10 protein-coding genes are annotated in these 14,967 nt (G+C 32.7%); 2 read left to right on the plus strand and 8 right to left on the minus strand.

Annotation, left to right across the window (positions count from 1 at the left end; all coding sequences use genetic code 11):
* Positions 1–14: 14 nt before the first annotated feature.
* The 3 genes from RBU59_RS09845 to RBU59_RS09855 all read right to left on the minus strand — a co-directional run bounded on the left by RBU59_RS09845 (position 15) and on the right by RBU59_RS09855 (position 2,448).
* Positions 15–764 (minus strand): glycosyltransferase family 2 protein, encoded by a 750-nt coding sequence (locus tag RBU59_RS09845; RefSeq protein ID WP_308147704.1) that lies wholly within the window; start codon positions 762–764, stop codon positions 15–17.
* 130 nt (positions 765–894) lie between these two features.
* Positions 895–1,686, minus strand: coding sequence for an NAD-dependent epimerase/dehydratase family protein (locus tag RBU59_RS09850; protein ID WP_308147705.1), 792 nt, complete (start codon positions 1,684–1,686; stop codon positions 895–897).
* Positions 1,687–1,848: 162 nt separating this feature from the next.
* Complete coding sequence (locus RBU59_RS09855) at positions 1,849–2,448, minus strand: sugar transferase (RefSeq protein WP_308147706.1); 600 nt, start codon at positions 2,446–2,448, stop codon at positions 1,849–1,851.
* Positions 2,449–2,715: 267 nt separating this feature from the next.
* Here RBU59_RS09855 and RBU59_RS09860 point away from each other — a divergent pair, with 267 nt between their 5' ends.
* Together RBU59_RS09860 and RBU59_RS09865 are read left to right on the plus strand one after the other, a co-directional pair.
* Entirely contained in the window at positions 2,716–4,536 is a 1,821-nt protein-coding gene (locus tag RBU59_RS09860) for an O-antigen ligase family protein (protein WP_308147707.1), read from the plus strand.
* Positions 4,537–4,588: 52 nt separating this feature from the next.
* A complete protein-coding gene (locus tag RBU59_RS09865) occupies positions 4,589–4,915 on the plus strand; it encodes a cupin domain-containing protein (RefSeq protein WP_308147708.1) in 327 nt (108 codons plus the stop codon).
* Between the two features lie 199 nt (positions 4,916–5,114).
* On the opposite strand, the gene RBU59_RS09870 is transcribed toward RBU59_RS09865, so the two are convergent.
* From RBU59_RS09870 to RBU59_RS09890, 5 genes are all read right to left on the minus strand, one after another.
* Entirely contained in the window at positions 5,115–5,852 is a 738-nt protein-coding gene (locus RBU59_RS09870; protein WP_308147709.1) for an ABC transporter ATP-binding protein, read from the minus strand.
* An 83-nt stretch (positions 5,853–5,935) separates the two neighbouring features.
* Complete coding sequence (locus RBU59_RS09875) at positions 5,936–6,712, minus strand: ABC transporter permease (RefSeq protein ID WP_308147710.1); 777 nt, start codon at positions 6,710–6,712, stop codon at positions 5,936–5,938.
* Positions 6,713–6,858: 146 nt separating this feature from the next.
* Positions 6,859–9,087 carry a polysaccharide pyruvyl transferase family protein gene (locus RBU59_RS09880; protein WP_308147711.1) on the minus strand — a complete coding sequence of 743 codons (2,229 nt, stop codon included), beginning with the start codon at positions 9,085–9,087 and terminating at the stop codon, positions 6,859–6,861.
* A 1-nt stretch (position 9,088) separates the two neighbouring features.
* Positions 9,089–12,028 carry a bifunctional glycosyltransferase/CDP-glycerol:glycerophosphate glycerophosphotransferase gene (locus tag RBU59_RS09885; RefSeq protein ID WP_308147712.1) on the minus strand — a complete coding sequence of 980 codons (2,940 nt, stop codon included), beginning with the start codon at positions 12,026–12,028 and terminating at the stop codon, positions 9,089–9,091.
* A gap of 170 nt (positions 12,029–12,198) precedes the next feature.
* Positions 12,199–14,850, minus strand: coding sequence for an Ig-like domain-containing protein (locus tag RBU59_RS09890; protein WP_308147713.1), 2,652 nt, complete (start codon positions 14,848–14,850; stop codon positions 12,199–12,201).
* Positions 14,851–14,967: the final 117 nt, after the last annotated feature.

A 14,967-nucleotide genomic window follows, 5' to 3' on the forward strand; every position in this document is an offset into this window, starting at 1 on the left:
TTATTATCCTCATTCTAACTAATGTTATATTTTTTTAGGCCATGGACTAAATGGGAGCACAATAATAGAAAAGATTTTATAAAACTGATTTGCATTACTCGATATACACCATAAGTCATTTTAGCTGATTTTAAACGATTCCTTGATTTTCCGTTTTTACTTAGTCTATATACAATAAGAGCTTCTTGAATTCCATATGCTTGTCCATATTTTTTTAATATTTTTAACCAGTTAATATAATCTTCATGAAATTCATCATTACACATTGGAAACTCTTTCGCTATTGCTATTGGCAAAACAACAGATGAGCATGAGATACAGTTATGATGAAGTAACTCCTCATAATTAACTACTTCCTTAAAATGAATTATTTTACCAACATAGGTACCATCTTCTTTTACCAAATCTCTTCCAGTATAACAGAGTGCATACTTCTTAGTTTCTAAAACTTTAATTTGCTTAATTAATTTACCTTGTTTCCACCAATCATCTGCATCTAAATATGCTATATAATGTCCCTTTGCGATCTCTACCCCACGATTTCTTGTTGCAGCTACACCTATATTATTCTCATTAATTAAAAATGTAAAATACTCCAATTCCATATACTTATTTATTACATGTATTAAATTATCTGTAGAACAATCATCAATCACTATTACTTCCAATGGTATTTCCTGACTTAATACAGAATCAATTGCTTTTTCAATATATTGGCTGCAATTATATGCAGGAATAATTACCGAAACTATTGGTTTATCCATTGCGCACATCTCCTGCTTTATCAAAAACTTAAAAATAAATCCTATCTTTCTTTATTATGAAATTTTTATAATATCTTAGTTCTTAATATGTTATTTCAATAGATAAAATTGTATATATTTTATTTACTGTTTATAAAAGATTACTTTCATAGTATAAATCATCAAACAATTTGTTTAATGATTCAATATATATTATACCTAGCTTTATTAGTATTCCAAAGCCTTTTAACAGTATTGTGTTTCTTCCCATTTTTTTTCTCATTTTTACAATTTCTGCACAAGTATCCATATATACACCATCTTGTGGATAAAAAAGACCCTCGTCTTCTTTTAAAACGAATTCATATAGACTTTCACATAAACAACTAATATTTACCACACTTCTCTTATTATGAAACTCCGGAAATATCGGAGTATATTTCGCCAACTTAACTAATCTCGGATAATTTCCCTTGCATCCCTCCCCATATACCATTGGAGGCCGGACTATAGCTACTTTAAATTCATCATCCTGTAACTTAATAATATCCTGTTCTGCTGCCAGCTTGGATTTGCCATAAAAGGTTGTAGGCTTAGGTATTGTGTCTTTCGTAATACACCCTGTATAAGAACCATAGACAGCCGCCGTGCTCATAAATATAAATTGCCTAACATTACTCTTTTTCGCTTGTACCGCAATTTCTACCGCCAGCTTATGATTTACTTCATTATAGAGAGCTTCCATATTCTTTTTTTCTTTTCTATGTACAATTCCTGAAAGGTGTAAGACCGAATCATACCCTGAGAAATCAACTTTTCTCCAGGCACCGTCGGAAGCACTGACCATATCAACGCTTAAATCATTTACATCATTGGCTAAAACATATTCTTTGAATTTCAGCCCGATATAACTGTGGGCACCTATTACAAGAACTTTCTTCATAATATCCAACAACCTTTCAATAATAAATAATTAAGTAAACGGAACCACCTTTTCTTGTTCTTTGCATCGTAGCTTTTTCAAATCAGTTAATAACCCATGTGAGAAGAAATTGATATAAGCTGAGCTTATACATATTTTATTTTACCTCTCCCATTCCTAAAATCATTCTCTGGCTTCTTCAGCCCCTTCTTTTACTCCGTCATGTTTTACAACGCAATAAGCTGTTCGCAAGATACATTTAATATCAAATAAAAAATTTACTTTTTTTATGTATTCACCATCCAATTGCGCTTTTATCTTGATAGGAAGTTCATCTCTTCCATTGATCTGCGCCCATCCAGTTAACCCTGGTCTTATATCATTAGCCCCATATTTATCCCGTTCTTCGATTAGATCATATTGATTCCATAACGCCGGTCTAGGTCCGACAATGGACATATCACCTTTTAGAATATTAAAAATCTGGGGTAATTCATCCAAACTTGTCTTTCTTAAGAACTTCCCAACCGGGGTTATATATTGCTCCGGATTACTGAGAAGATGAGTCGGTGTATCCTTTGGAGCATCCATCCGCATAGTGCGGAATTTAAAAATGTTAAATTCTCTGCCTTTCTCACCAATTCTCCTTTGCATAAAGAAAACAGGCCCTTTTGATGTTAATTTAATAAGAATTATGAGAATTGCAAATAGCCAGGATAATAAGATAACTGCCATAAGAGAGAGCATCAGATCCCAACCCCGCTTAAAGTATTTAATGTACATAGGCCATTACCACCATTTCTTCACTTTATTAACATTATAATTAATCTGACTGACTAATACAAGTTTTTTATAAATCTTTCATAATATTGTCAGAAACTATAGTTACTTTCACCATTTAGTACGCAATTTGTCTATTGCTAGTAAAAAAATTGTAGTTCGCAGGTAATAGTGACATGTTTTTTTATTTATTGCTTGTAAATATATAAGAGAACTATTAAAATGTATAGATAAGACAATCTTATAAAATATTTATTAAGGAGATTCGCTATGAAAGATTTACAATATAAGAAAGGGCAATCCCATGCTTCATCAAGATCAAACAATATTCATAATCAGAACAATAAGTATTATTTATTACCTTTAATATTCATCGCTGCTATTTTACCTTTTATTATGCGGTTTCATGAATATGACCCTGGGTTATCAGGCTATAATTGGTTTACAGATGAGAAATCCTGGTTTGATGCTTTTTTATACTTTAAACAGGTATTCTTACTTATCGTATGTTCTGTTATGATACTGATAATACTTTATAAAATATACCAAGACCGGAGGTTCTTAAATTTTTCCAAAAGTTTAATTCCTATCTTTGTTTACGGTTTACTTGCGTTATTGTCCACTTTGTTTTCTAAATATTTATCCTTTGGTTTAAGCGGTATATATGAGCAATTTGAATCTGTCTTTGCTATCCTTGGCTATTGCCTGATTGTATATTATGCTTTCTTATTTATTAATACGGAAGAGGATATCCGTTTTATATTTAAATATTTACTAATCGGAATCCTGGTATTTTGTATGTTAGGTTTGTCCCAGGCAATCGGACATGATTTTATAATGACTGGATTAGCTAAACTATTAATATTACCTCAAAAATATTGGAACGAATTGGGCTTAAAATTCAACTTCGGAGCAAACAGAGTTTATCTGACTTTATATAATCCCAATTATGTCGGTGTCTATGTATCATTACTGGCTCCTATACTATTAGCTCTATTATTAACGGAGAAACATAAATTAAGAAAGATTCTCTACATAATTGCTTTAATCGGATTAATGATTAGTTTAATAGGATCCGAGTCTAAAACAAGTATAATCAGTCTTAGTATAGCCTTGCTTTTTACTTTATTTTTCTTCCGAACCTATATTTTTCGAAAATCAAAGATTACAATCGCTATAATCGGAGTATGTGGAATAGCTGTAATCTTAATAGGAGCTTTAAAATTCTCCGCAATCTCTAATACCATAAATACTATGATTAATGTACCCAAATCCTCACCTGCATTAACAGATATACGTACAGAAGAAATGCTTTCTATAACCTATAAAGATAATATTCTGAATGTTAATGCCGATACCAGTGATAATAATATCACAGTAATTTTAACTGATTCCGAGTTTAATGCCGTACCTTATTCTGTAAATGATGCTAACAGCTTTACTATAAGTGATCCCCGTTTTGCAGGTATTCAGATAACTCCCAAATTATATAATGATGTAATTTGTCTCGCAATAAATATAGATGGTAAAGATTGGATTTTTTCCAATCAATTAGGCGATAATACCTTTTATTATTTAAATGCAAAGGGTAAATTTGATAAAATTAAAACCGCAGATCATGTACTTTTTAACGATTATGAAAATTTTGCTTCCGGAAGAGGTTACATATGGTCCAGAACAATCCCATTATTAAAGAAATATGTATTGCTGGGAAGCGGAGCTGATTCTTTTACTTTAGTTTTTCCACAGCAGGATTATGTCAACCTATATAATGCAGGTTTTGACGGGCAATTGATTACAAGACCTCATAATATGTATCTGCAGATAGGAGTACAATCTGGTGTTATTTCACTTATTGCTTTCCTTGCATTTTATATCCTCTATTTTATATCCTGTATAAAATTATATTGGAGGGGAACTTTTGATAATTTCTTCTCACAGGCGGGTGTTGCTATCTTTATAGGTACAATCGCTTATATGATTGCAGGTATATCAAATGATTCCACAATAACAGTCGCACCTGTATTCTGGGTATTAATTGGTATTGGAGTAACTATTAATTTCAAGTTAAAGAAACGATCAGAGAATTAATTACTTCATATACAATTCTAATAATTTAAGTAAAGGATAAGGGAGGTTTCATATGTTTACATTGAATCAGCAGATTCAAGCCAAAGATTTAGGGAATGGAGTTACCCGTAAGATATTATCCTATAGTCCGAATCTTATGGTATGTGAGTTAACCTTTGATAAAGACGCTGTTGGTGTTTTGCATTCGCACCCACATGAACAGATTGGTTATATAATTTCCGGTTCTTTTGAAGTAGAAGAAGAAAACCGGGAGAAACGAATATTATCAGCCGGTGATACCTATTATATCTCTCCTAATATTCAGCATGGCGTCCGGGCTTTGGAAAATTCACTTCTTCTTGATGTCTTTACTCCAATGCGTGAAGACTTTATAGAATGACGTAATTTATTATGTTGTAACCCCAAGATAGTTAATAATTCCCCAGAGATAACAATGAAAAATCAATGTTATCTCTGGGTTTTTTATGAGTTCAAAAAAATCATAATGCATAAAAAGATTGCTGCCCAGTACTTGGACAGCAATTAAAATTTTGATATTATATTATATAAGTAAAATAAACAAAGTTCTAAATATAAATCTACTTTGTTTTCTCCTCATAGATAGCACTGACTTCCTCTATACCACCATCAGCAATAATCTTACCGTGTTCCAGTAATATTGCTTTATTACAGATCTTTTGTACCTGTGGTAAGGAGTGGGAGACAAATAAAACGGTAACTCCTTTATCAAACATGGACTGAATTTTGGCTTCGCATTTTTTCTTAAACTTGGCATCCCCAACAGCCAGTACTTCATCCAGAATCAATACATCCGGTTCCACGACAGTCGCAATAGCAAAACCAAGTCTGGATTTCATACCGGAGGAATAATTCTTAAGGGGTACATCAATAAATTTACCAAGTTCTGAAAATTCAATAATTTCATTATATTTCTCTGCAATAAATTCTCTGGGATATCCCAAAACCGCCCCATATAAGTAGATGTTTTCAGCACCGGTATATTCCGGCTCAAAACCGGCACCAAGTTCCAGCAGAGGCGCAATCTTCCCTTTAACGGTTATGGAACCTTCCGTGGGTTTTAAAACACCCGCTATGATTTTCAGTAAAGTACTTTTGCCGGCACCGTTTAAACCTAATATGCCTAAACGGTCTCCTTTATTTACCTTTAGATTTACATTTTTTAGTGCCCAAAACTCATTATATTTCAATTCTTTTCTAACTAATTTAATAAAATATTCCTTTAGATTATCTACTTTCTGAGAAGATAGGTTAAATCGCATACTTACTTGTTTTACTTCTACAACAGGTTTTTCCATGGTAAAACTCCTTTTTATGTTTATAACCTGAACATGATAATTTATTGCGCCAGAAGAAACCATATATTACATAGCGGCATAAACTATACATGAAGGATAAATTCATCTTGTTTCTTAAGAAACATAATTGTACCGATGATTAAAAAGCCAAAACTATATAATATGGATAATGATAAAGCCCTTTGATCAAAATCCAATCCAAATATAGCATTTCTGAAATTAACAACAATTGAATACAGTGGGTTAATTTCTAATAACCATCCATAACCGGCATCAATAATTCGAGTTGGTTTATAAAAAATGGCTGATGTATACATAACCATCATTAAAGCAACGGACCAGATATATTCCAAGTCACGGAAAAATACCGAAAGGGTAGCCAAAATTAAACCGATCCCATAGGCCATGATAGGCATTAAAACCAGTGGTACAATTGCCTGAAATAAGTGCCAGGTCGGTTGTACTCTTAAAACAATACCGACTAACACTAATACTATTAAAGATATTAAAAATATAATATAATCCGTAAGTATACTAGATAACGGGTACATATATTTAGGAACATATACTTTCTTAATCATACCGCTATGCGTCCGGATGGATTTCATAGCAATTTTTGTGCTATTTGAAAAAAAGGAATACATTAGTCTTCCTGATAAGATGTAAACAGGAAATGTTCTGTCTTCATTTTCAAGCAAGGTACCGAATACAATGGTCAACACAATCATGGTTAATAAAGGTTCCACTAAAGTCCACAATATTCCTAAATAAGATCTTCTATATTTTAAAGTGATGCCTTTTTTAACCAGCTCACCTAATAAAAATCTATATTTTGTAAAATTACTGATATATTTTTTCAATTTTACTCCTACCTGTATTCTTATTTTATGAATTACCTGGGCCTATTCAATTATGAACAGGCCCGGTAATAAAGATGAATAATCATCTTCTAAACATGAAACATGAAAAAACATTAATAATAAACATTACTCCTATTAACTTTTTGTTACTTGCTTCTTAAATCATTGTATTCATATAACAAATTATCGATAGGGTCTTTATCTAACCGGTCGAAGATATCCATGCGCTCCAGTTTATAAGGACTTGGCTTATTATGATTTTTCTTAAAAGCAGTAGTCATATCACTTTGTTTGTATATAAAGTTATCTTTAATATTGTCCCATATCAAACTGCCCTTTTCATCATTAATCGTGATTAGACTTACCCCTTTATCATCAAACATGGATGGATCTATATCCTTAATGCCCCAGAAATCACCGATTGTTATATCACCAACTCTGTTTTTGTAAGTGTATTCACAGGAACTGCAGCTGGGCCTAGAGATAAAATCATTCAAAAATGCCCTGAAATAATTATTCTTCCTGGAATTAACTGTTAGATTCTTTCCGTTTTCAAACTCGATAATCATACTGCATTTATGAATTAACCATCCTGTGTTTTTATTACGGAATGTAAGGTTTACTACCCTGGACTTGTGCTTATTCTTTAAATAATCCAGATACTGGGCAAAGATCTTTGGAGATGGAGCCGCATGGCACAAAATCTCACATATAATTAAATTCTCATAATCCTTTTTTAAATAGGAACGAAGGGCAGCACACTCACAGGGCAGTCCGGAATATAATACTGTCTGATTATCATTTAATAACTGCTTAATCTTTGGATAGATGCCTTCGAAATCACTTTTAACATATTTAGAACCATAAAAGGCTTTTACCTCTTCCATATTATCGGCAATGGAGGATACAACTTTCATATCCTTATCATATTTTACGCCGACAACATAACCTTTTTTCTGTTCAATAACATATCTTGCAAGCTCAGGAAAAATTGCACCGGAAGAGCTTTTCATACGAACCTCTTCCTGTTTATTCATAACAGAATATACTTTCGGATAATTTTCTTTATAGTCAATTATCTTATTTGTCTTTCGAATACAAGCCTTATTACATGCACCACAATCAATACATTTTGCTTCATCCACTACCGGATAACGGAAACCTTCTTTATCTTCTTCCATTACAATCGCGTTAACCGGGCATATTTCCTTACAGGCATAACAGCCATAACACTCATGTTTTTTGATTTGTGTCGGACAGGAGACTAGTTTTTGGCGGTCGTTATTCCTCAAAGCATCTAATAAGAACAGTAAGGAACTTTGTCTTAAATCCAGTATTCTTTTTCTTAATTTTTCAGGATTATCGATACGGAATTGGGAGAAGTCCGTAAAATCCGAAGCCGAATATAATAAATGTGACTCTAAATTTAATGACTTTAATAAGTCAACGGTTCTGCTGCCTGTATTGGAATGCAGCATTGATACAAACGGTGTTTCATATATAATAGAAAATACAGTACCATGAAACGAGTTTGTAATCACATACTCTGCATTTTCAATCAGACCTAAGAAATCTCCAGGTGCAGAAGTATAACAGGAAGCGATTTCGTTTTTAAATAGTTTATTCGGTCTTCTCTGTACAATTGGCAAACCGGTTGCAGTTGATACTTTATTGGCAAATGCAATTACATCCGGATTATTTTCCATCATGTAAACAAATATATACTTTTCTCTTATTTTTAGATTAGTCTTTATTTCCTCATATTCTTCTCTCGTCAAAAGCAAGGTGGGATCCAAAACTACGTCAACTTCCTTTTTCGCAAGTGCTTTTACAGGTTTTTTCGCACTTTTTTCTCTCACTGAGATAGATGTAAAGCTTTTAAGGCTGTTTTTTATCTGATCATGATATACAGGCAATATATAATCCCTGCCTATACTTGCAGCGTATGAAATCTTTAAAGGTCCCGGTTTTACAAAATCAAGAAAATAAGCAGGATCAAACCCACCGATATGCTCACTGTTCCAAACCTGATCACTGCCTACTATATAAGCATCCAGCCCTAAATCCGCTGCTTTTAGTTCTTCATAAGTTGTAAAATCACCTAATAAATTTAAATTCTTCTTTATAAAGCTGGTGTAATTATGATATCTTTGTAAACTTCTTGGATTTTTGTAGCGAAGCTTTAGTTTTGCAATCTTTCTGTCCAAACCATATTTTCCTTTTAGAGGATTATATAAATCATCAATAATACTCGGATGGTAATTAATCACTGAGGTTTCTATCTTGTAATTTTTAAGTACTTTCTGAAGCGCCCAGGTCTGTAAAGTCGCACCGAAATTATGAGCACTATGAAATGTAATAACGCCAGCTTTCACGCTATTTCACCTCCTTTAATATTCTCTCGATTGTTATTGCTTCCTCATTATCTAGAATAAGGGTTTTATTTTTTATTGGACTTATCTCACTTAATTTCTTCATAGATGATGGAACTATAATAAGATCATAACTTAGTAAATTTCTTAATGCATATTGAACATTTTTTCGATATTTCTTTGAACTATTATACTTCTTTAGATTAAAATCCTGGAAATAGTATATTTTCTTCCCTTGAAAATTATCAAATATATGAAGAAGCATAAGGTCCATACCGGAATAATTAATCACATACTCAAAGTTAGTATTACCATAGAATTTCTGTTTTTCACGCTTAGCTAAGCTTTGCAGTTTGTTCTTTGTGTATGTATTCTCTATTCCAAAACGAAAGGTTAAAGTAAATGCAATATATTCGGACATAGTATAATTTCTGCCGGGAGATAAAGGAAGATATCCAATTTCTTTATCTAACAAGGATAACATCTCTGAACTCTTTTTCATTGCACCGGCTTTAAAATGGAGATAAAAATTATTTTTGTTAATATCCATTCGGTTCATACTATCGATAAATTTATGATCTTCCTCATTATTCCGGATAGATTTTACAAATACAAGAATATTATCTTTCTTATCTTTTTTATATACTTCTGTCTTCACCTTATTCTCTTCATTCAGAAAAACGGTATCACATACATTTTTTGCGGTATCTGCCGTATCCAGGCTGCAGAACTTCTCATAAAATTTAGGATATGAATACTCCTCATTGTTAATTTCAGCAACCAGTTCATCCACTGTATCTACTTTTGGTAAATCCATTTCATCCAAGCCAATATAAATACCACGGTCTCCCAGATATTCTTCCCGGTCATAAGTAAATAAAATGATTTTCTTCTTTGAAACAGCATAATCAAACATGATACTGGAATAGTCAGTGATTAACATATCACTTGCATTTAAGAAATCATAGGTTTCGTAATCGCTTGGAAATTCCCTAACATGTAATAATTGGCTATAGTTTATACTCTTTTTAACATATGGATGTAATTTAACATACAATACTTGATTCTTCGTTAATTTGTGATCTAAGTGGGCTAAGTAACCGAATATCTTCTCTACTTGAGCTTTGGATTGTTTCTTATGCAGTAGACCTCTCCAGGTAGGCATATAAACAATAACCTGCATTCCCTCTAAATCGCATTCTTTCCTTATAATATCTCTTCTCTCTGTACGGAAGAAGGATGAATTTCTTGGGTAACCGGATAATAATACCTTACCCTCATAAATTTTATCCAGCATATAGTCCTTTAAGAAGATATCTTTGGAAAATTCATTCTGGTATAATAAATAGTCAGCTATATTAAAGTTTCTTTGAACATTACCCAGAGCGTATTCTCTATCAGGAACTATTCTACCCATGGCTTTTAACGGGGTTCCATGCCAGGTATTTAAATAAACCTGTTCTGGTTTCTTAATATAGTAAGGCGGCAAACTGGTATCCGTAACCAGGTACTTAGCAGCCGCTAAAGCACGTAAATATTCATTGGAATGTAATTCAATAAAGGTCACATGATTTATATTATAATGCTGCAGTAATTTTCTGTAGGTTTCATATAGTTCTTTTCTTAGTACCAGCAGGATACGGAAATCCCTATACTTATCTCTTCCGGTTTCCAAAATCATGTTAAAAATATTACCCGCCAAATCATCACCGTGTTTTGATTCAAAAAGAATCAATTTATCATTCACAGCTAAGGTTTCATAATATTTTGTATATTTTAAGTCCAACGGCTTCTTAAATAATTTAAAGATACGTAACTTACGTATTTTTTTATTGATAGCAGCCATCTTCTTTTTAGTCTTAACGAATTTTCTCCATTTATTAACGAACTTATCTTTATATCCGCTCAATTTTAAAAATAAATTATATACTTTGGACGGTATACGTTCCCGTAATACTACATACTTTATTGTCTTATTACGATCAACATAATAATTTAAATGTTTCTTTAATGCAGGTCCAGCCGTATAATTTAAATAATGATTTTGTGGCCAGTTCGGTATTTCTCTTTCCAAAAAATCCTGTGTCTGATTAACAATTTCTTTCTTAAGCTGCAGCATTCCTTTTTTTGTATCTGAATAAAAGGATTCATATCGGAAAAAGAAATGTCTGGTACAGATATATTCCAGTTCATCATGAAAGGTATCAAACAAATCATGTTCTTTCATGAATTCAAATAATAAGGTAAACGCTTTAACAATATCTTTCGTTGCTTCCGAGAAACTATTAAGGAAACCAACCTGTGTAGTCTTTCTATAGTTATAAAGCGGTTCCGGAACCACACCAATACTTTCTGCTGTTGCAACTGCTTCAAAAGCTAATACTAAATCTTCAAAACGTATTCCCTCCGGAAAACGTATACCGGACAATAAAGTACGTTTAAAAAGCTTGTCCCAGGGGAAAGGTGAAGCATGAACCAATTCAAACTTCCTGTCTTTCATACGGAAATTCTGATTCATAGAGAATATATTCATCGCTTTACGCTTTAAGTCTGTCTTTCCCTCTACTTCATAAACATTGTATCTGGCGCACATAACCAAATCATTCTGATCTTTAACCGCTTTGGTATAAAGTTTCTCTGCCATATCAAGTTCTATGAAATCATCGCTGTCAACAAACATGATATAATCACCTGTTGCATGGTCCATTCCATAATTACGGGCATGACTAACCCCCCGATTCTCCGTAGTAAAGACTCTAACTTTATCGGGGTATTTCTTTTCATATTTTTCTAATATTTTTATGCTATTATCAGGGCTACCATCGTTCACTACTATAATTTCAATATCTTTTAAAGTCTGGTTTACTAAGCTTTCCATACACCCCGTCAGATATTTTTCCACATTATAAACAGGAACAATAATACTCACCTTTATTTCATTCATTATAGAATTCCTCCTGGATTTTAGCTTTCCACTAAAGAGGATTTTAACATAATTAAGGGGAATATGCAAGATTTATTAAGGATTCTTAAGGAGTTGTATATTCGCAAAAAAGGTTCTGGCCTATTTAGGTCAGAACCTTTTTAATTATTTTACTAAATTTTGTTTATAAATTATTCTGTAATTTTAACTGATTTAGTAAAATCAACTTTATGCTGTACAAGTACACCAGAATCAAGTTTTTCATTGATAGTAATAGACTTAAATCTTACAGTAGAACCAGCTTTTAATTCTACGTTAGTAAGGTTTTCTACTTCCTTATATGTTTTACTACCAACAACAAATTCTGCTTTAACAACTTCTAAGTCATCGTCTGTGCTCTTACCAACACATTTAATCTTAAGTGCCTGATCAATAACTTCTGCAACATCATCAGCATCATCAAGACTTAATGATTTCTTATCAAGCGTAATAGTAGGTTTTGTCTGTGAATTTGTAACTTTTAATGATGCAGTATAAGTACCGCCAACTTTATAAGTTCCGCCATCAGGATCTCCAGTTATTCCAACTTTTACACCAGCTTCTTTATCTACTACAGCTTTAACTTTAAAGGTACCAACGGATGCCTGAGTAGCTACCTCACCAGTAGCAACACCAGCAAGCTGTAATGCAGTAAGAGTTACTACACCATTAGTAGCTACATTGCTGCTATCAACGCCTTCAATCTTAGTACCTTTATCGCCATCTTTGATGGAATCTCCATCAAAAGTAAATGTAACCTTAGCATTCTTAACTACAGTAACTTTTTCACCTGCTTTATTGTAACCATATACAGTATATTTTACATTCTTATCAGCTGAAGCTTTTTCACCTGCTTTAACATCAAGTTCAGAAGCAGATTTTTCAAGACCAACTTTTGTTACTTTAAAGTCTTTAACATCAGCAACTTTAACTGTAACTTTGATTGTTTTATCTTTAAGCTTTAATTCAAATGTATTGCTGCCATCAGAATTTTTATCTGCATCGCCAACCATTGTAAATCTTACCTGGTTGTTATCTAATGAAGAATCATCACCTGAATCTTCAACTTTTAAAACAGTTGAATCAGAATCACCTGATTTATGATTTACTTCAACCGGATCATCATAATCCATTTCATTATCGTATTGATCTTTTACTGTAACATCAACAACGAAACTTTCGTCGTCAAGGTATTTAGAATCAGATAATGAAATTGTAGATTCATTTACAGAAATCTTTGTAGATTTTGCTTTGCTTCCAACTGTAACTTTAAGTAATTTTGTTGTATTACCATATTTTGCTTTAACATAAGCTGTTCCTGCTTTAACCGGATCAACATATACAGCAGTATCTTCTTCATCTTTACCATTTTCATCATAAGAAACAGTTAAGATATCTTCATCACTTGATTCGAAGCTGTCGAAGTTGTATTCATAGATATCATCATCATTCTGATCTTTTGCTTTAATGAATAATCTGTAATTTTCTGCTTCTGCAGGAAGTGTAGTGGAAATGTCTTCTTTCTTATCCCAATCAACATCATCATTATCATTATAATCTTTTCCGTCAAGGACAGTATAATTAATACTACTTGCTAAATTAGCAATTTCTTTTACAGATTTGATTACAGCTGAACTGGTAAATTCTACTTCTGCATCTTTGTTATCATCATATACAGTATAAGTTGCTTTAACATTTACTGTCTTAGGATAATCATATACGTTGATCTGCCATACATCATCTTCATCATCCCAGTCAATGTTAGCTAAATCATCATCATAATCGAATTCTACATCATCCCAGTCATCAACTTTGGAAGATACATCTACGCCATTCTTATCGAATGCTTTAAGATCAAGATCTGTAGCTTTGTCATATTGAACTGTTTTTGCACCAAGTACGATAGAAGCAACAGCTCCTACACTTGCTGTGAAAGATTTTTCAGTTGAAGCATAAGCTGCTTTGTAAACAGTACCATCTGTAAAATCAAGATAAGCTTCTACTGTAGCAACTTTACCATCTGTTGAAAAGCTGATATCTTTAACAACTTGTTTGATACCATCTGCATCAGTTAAAGTAAGATTGTCTTTTGTTAACTTTTCACTTTGATCAGTTGCAAATGTTAATTCAAACTTATTAGTAGTAGTTTGTTTAACAGCCTGGATACCATCTTTAACTGTTACTTTAACAGAATCAGTTTTGTTGTATTTGCTGTTAGTTGCACTCTTGTATGTAGCTTTAGAGTAAACTGTGATAGTAGCTTCACCAACACCTACAGCTTTAACAACACCAGATTTAGCATCTACTGTAGCTACTTTAGTGTTATCTGAGTAGTATCTTACAGAGTCAGTTGATTTAGCTGGAGTTTTAACTGCATTTAAATCTTTAACTTCGCCCATTGCTAATTCGAAATCTTCAGCACCGACATTAATGCTTGTTGCACGAAGATTGATTGTTAACTTCTGAGTGAAAGCTTTCAGCCATTTACCCTTGGAATCTCTTGCAGTACATTTAACTGTAACTACTCCAGGTGCTTTAGCTGTAACTACACCAGCTTTGTTAACTGTAGCAATTGCTGCATTACTTGTTGTCCAGGTATATTTATTACCTTTAACAACTTTACTTAGGCCGTAATCTGTGCCTTTAGTACCAACATATAAAACTGTTGGTGCTTTTGCTCCACCTTGTTTAACAATCTTTGTAGCTACAGCTGCTTGAGCAGATGAAGGTACTGCTAAGCTTGCAACTACCATTGCTAAAGCAACAGTGGTGGCTAATTTCTTTTTAAAGAAATTTTTCCTCATATTCTTTCTTCCTCCTTAAAATATAGGTTTGGTTTGGTATTATATTTTTGTCAAATATAATCATTCCAATAACAAGTTGATTATAACAATAATCATACAAAAGGTCAAGTCCTTTTA

Origin of the sequence: Anaerocolumna sp. MB42-C2, from assembly GCF_030913705.1 — a bacterium.
Classification (GTDB): domain Bacteria; phylum Bacillota; class Clostridia; order Lachnospirales; family Lachnospiraceae; genus Anaerocolumna.

Bases quoted from the DNA above. Each gene is read 5' to 3' on its own strand.
- RBU59_RS09845 (WP_308147704.1), bottom strand. From the start codon at position 764: ATGGATAAACCAATAGTTTCGGTAATTATTCCTGCATATAATTGCAGC.
- RBU59_RS09850 (WP_308147705.1), bottom strand. From the start codon at position 1,686: ATGAAGAAAGTTCTTGTAATAGGTGCCCACAGTTATATCGGGCTGAAA.
- RBU59_RS09855 (WP_308147706.1), bottom strand. From the start codon at position 2,448: ATGTACATTAAATACTTTAAGCGGGGTTGGGATCTGATGCTCTCTCTT.
- RBU59_RS09860 (WP_308147707.1), top strand. From the start codon at position 2,716: ATGAAAGATTTACAATATAAGAAAGGGCAATCCCATGCTTCATCAAGA.
- RBU59_RS09865 (WP_308147708.1), top strand. From the start codon at position 4,589: ATGTTTACATTGAATCAGCAGATTCAAGCCAAAGATTTAGGGAATGGA.
- RBU59_RS09870 (WP_308147709.1), bottom strand. From the start codon at position 5,852: ATGGAAAAACCTGTTGTAGAAGTAAAACAAGTAAGTATGCGATTTAAC.
- RBU59_RS09885 (WP_308147712.1), bottom strand. From the start codon at position 12,028: ATGAATGAAATAAAGGTGAGTATTATTGTTCCTGTTTATAATGTGGAA.
- RBU59_RS09890 (WP_308147713.1), bottom strand. From the start codon at position 14,850: ATGAGGAAAAATTTCTTTAAAAAGAAATTAGCCACCACTGTTGCTTTA.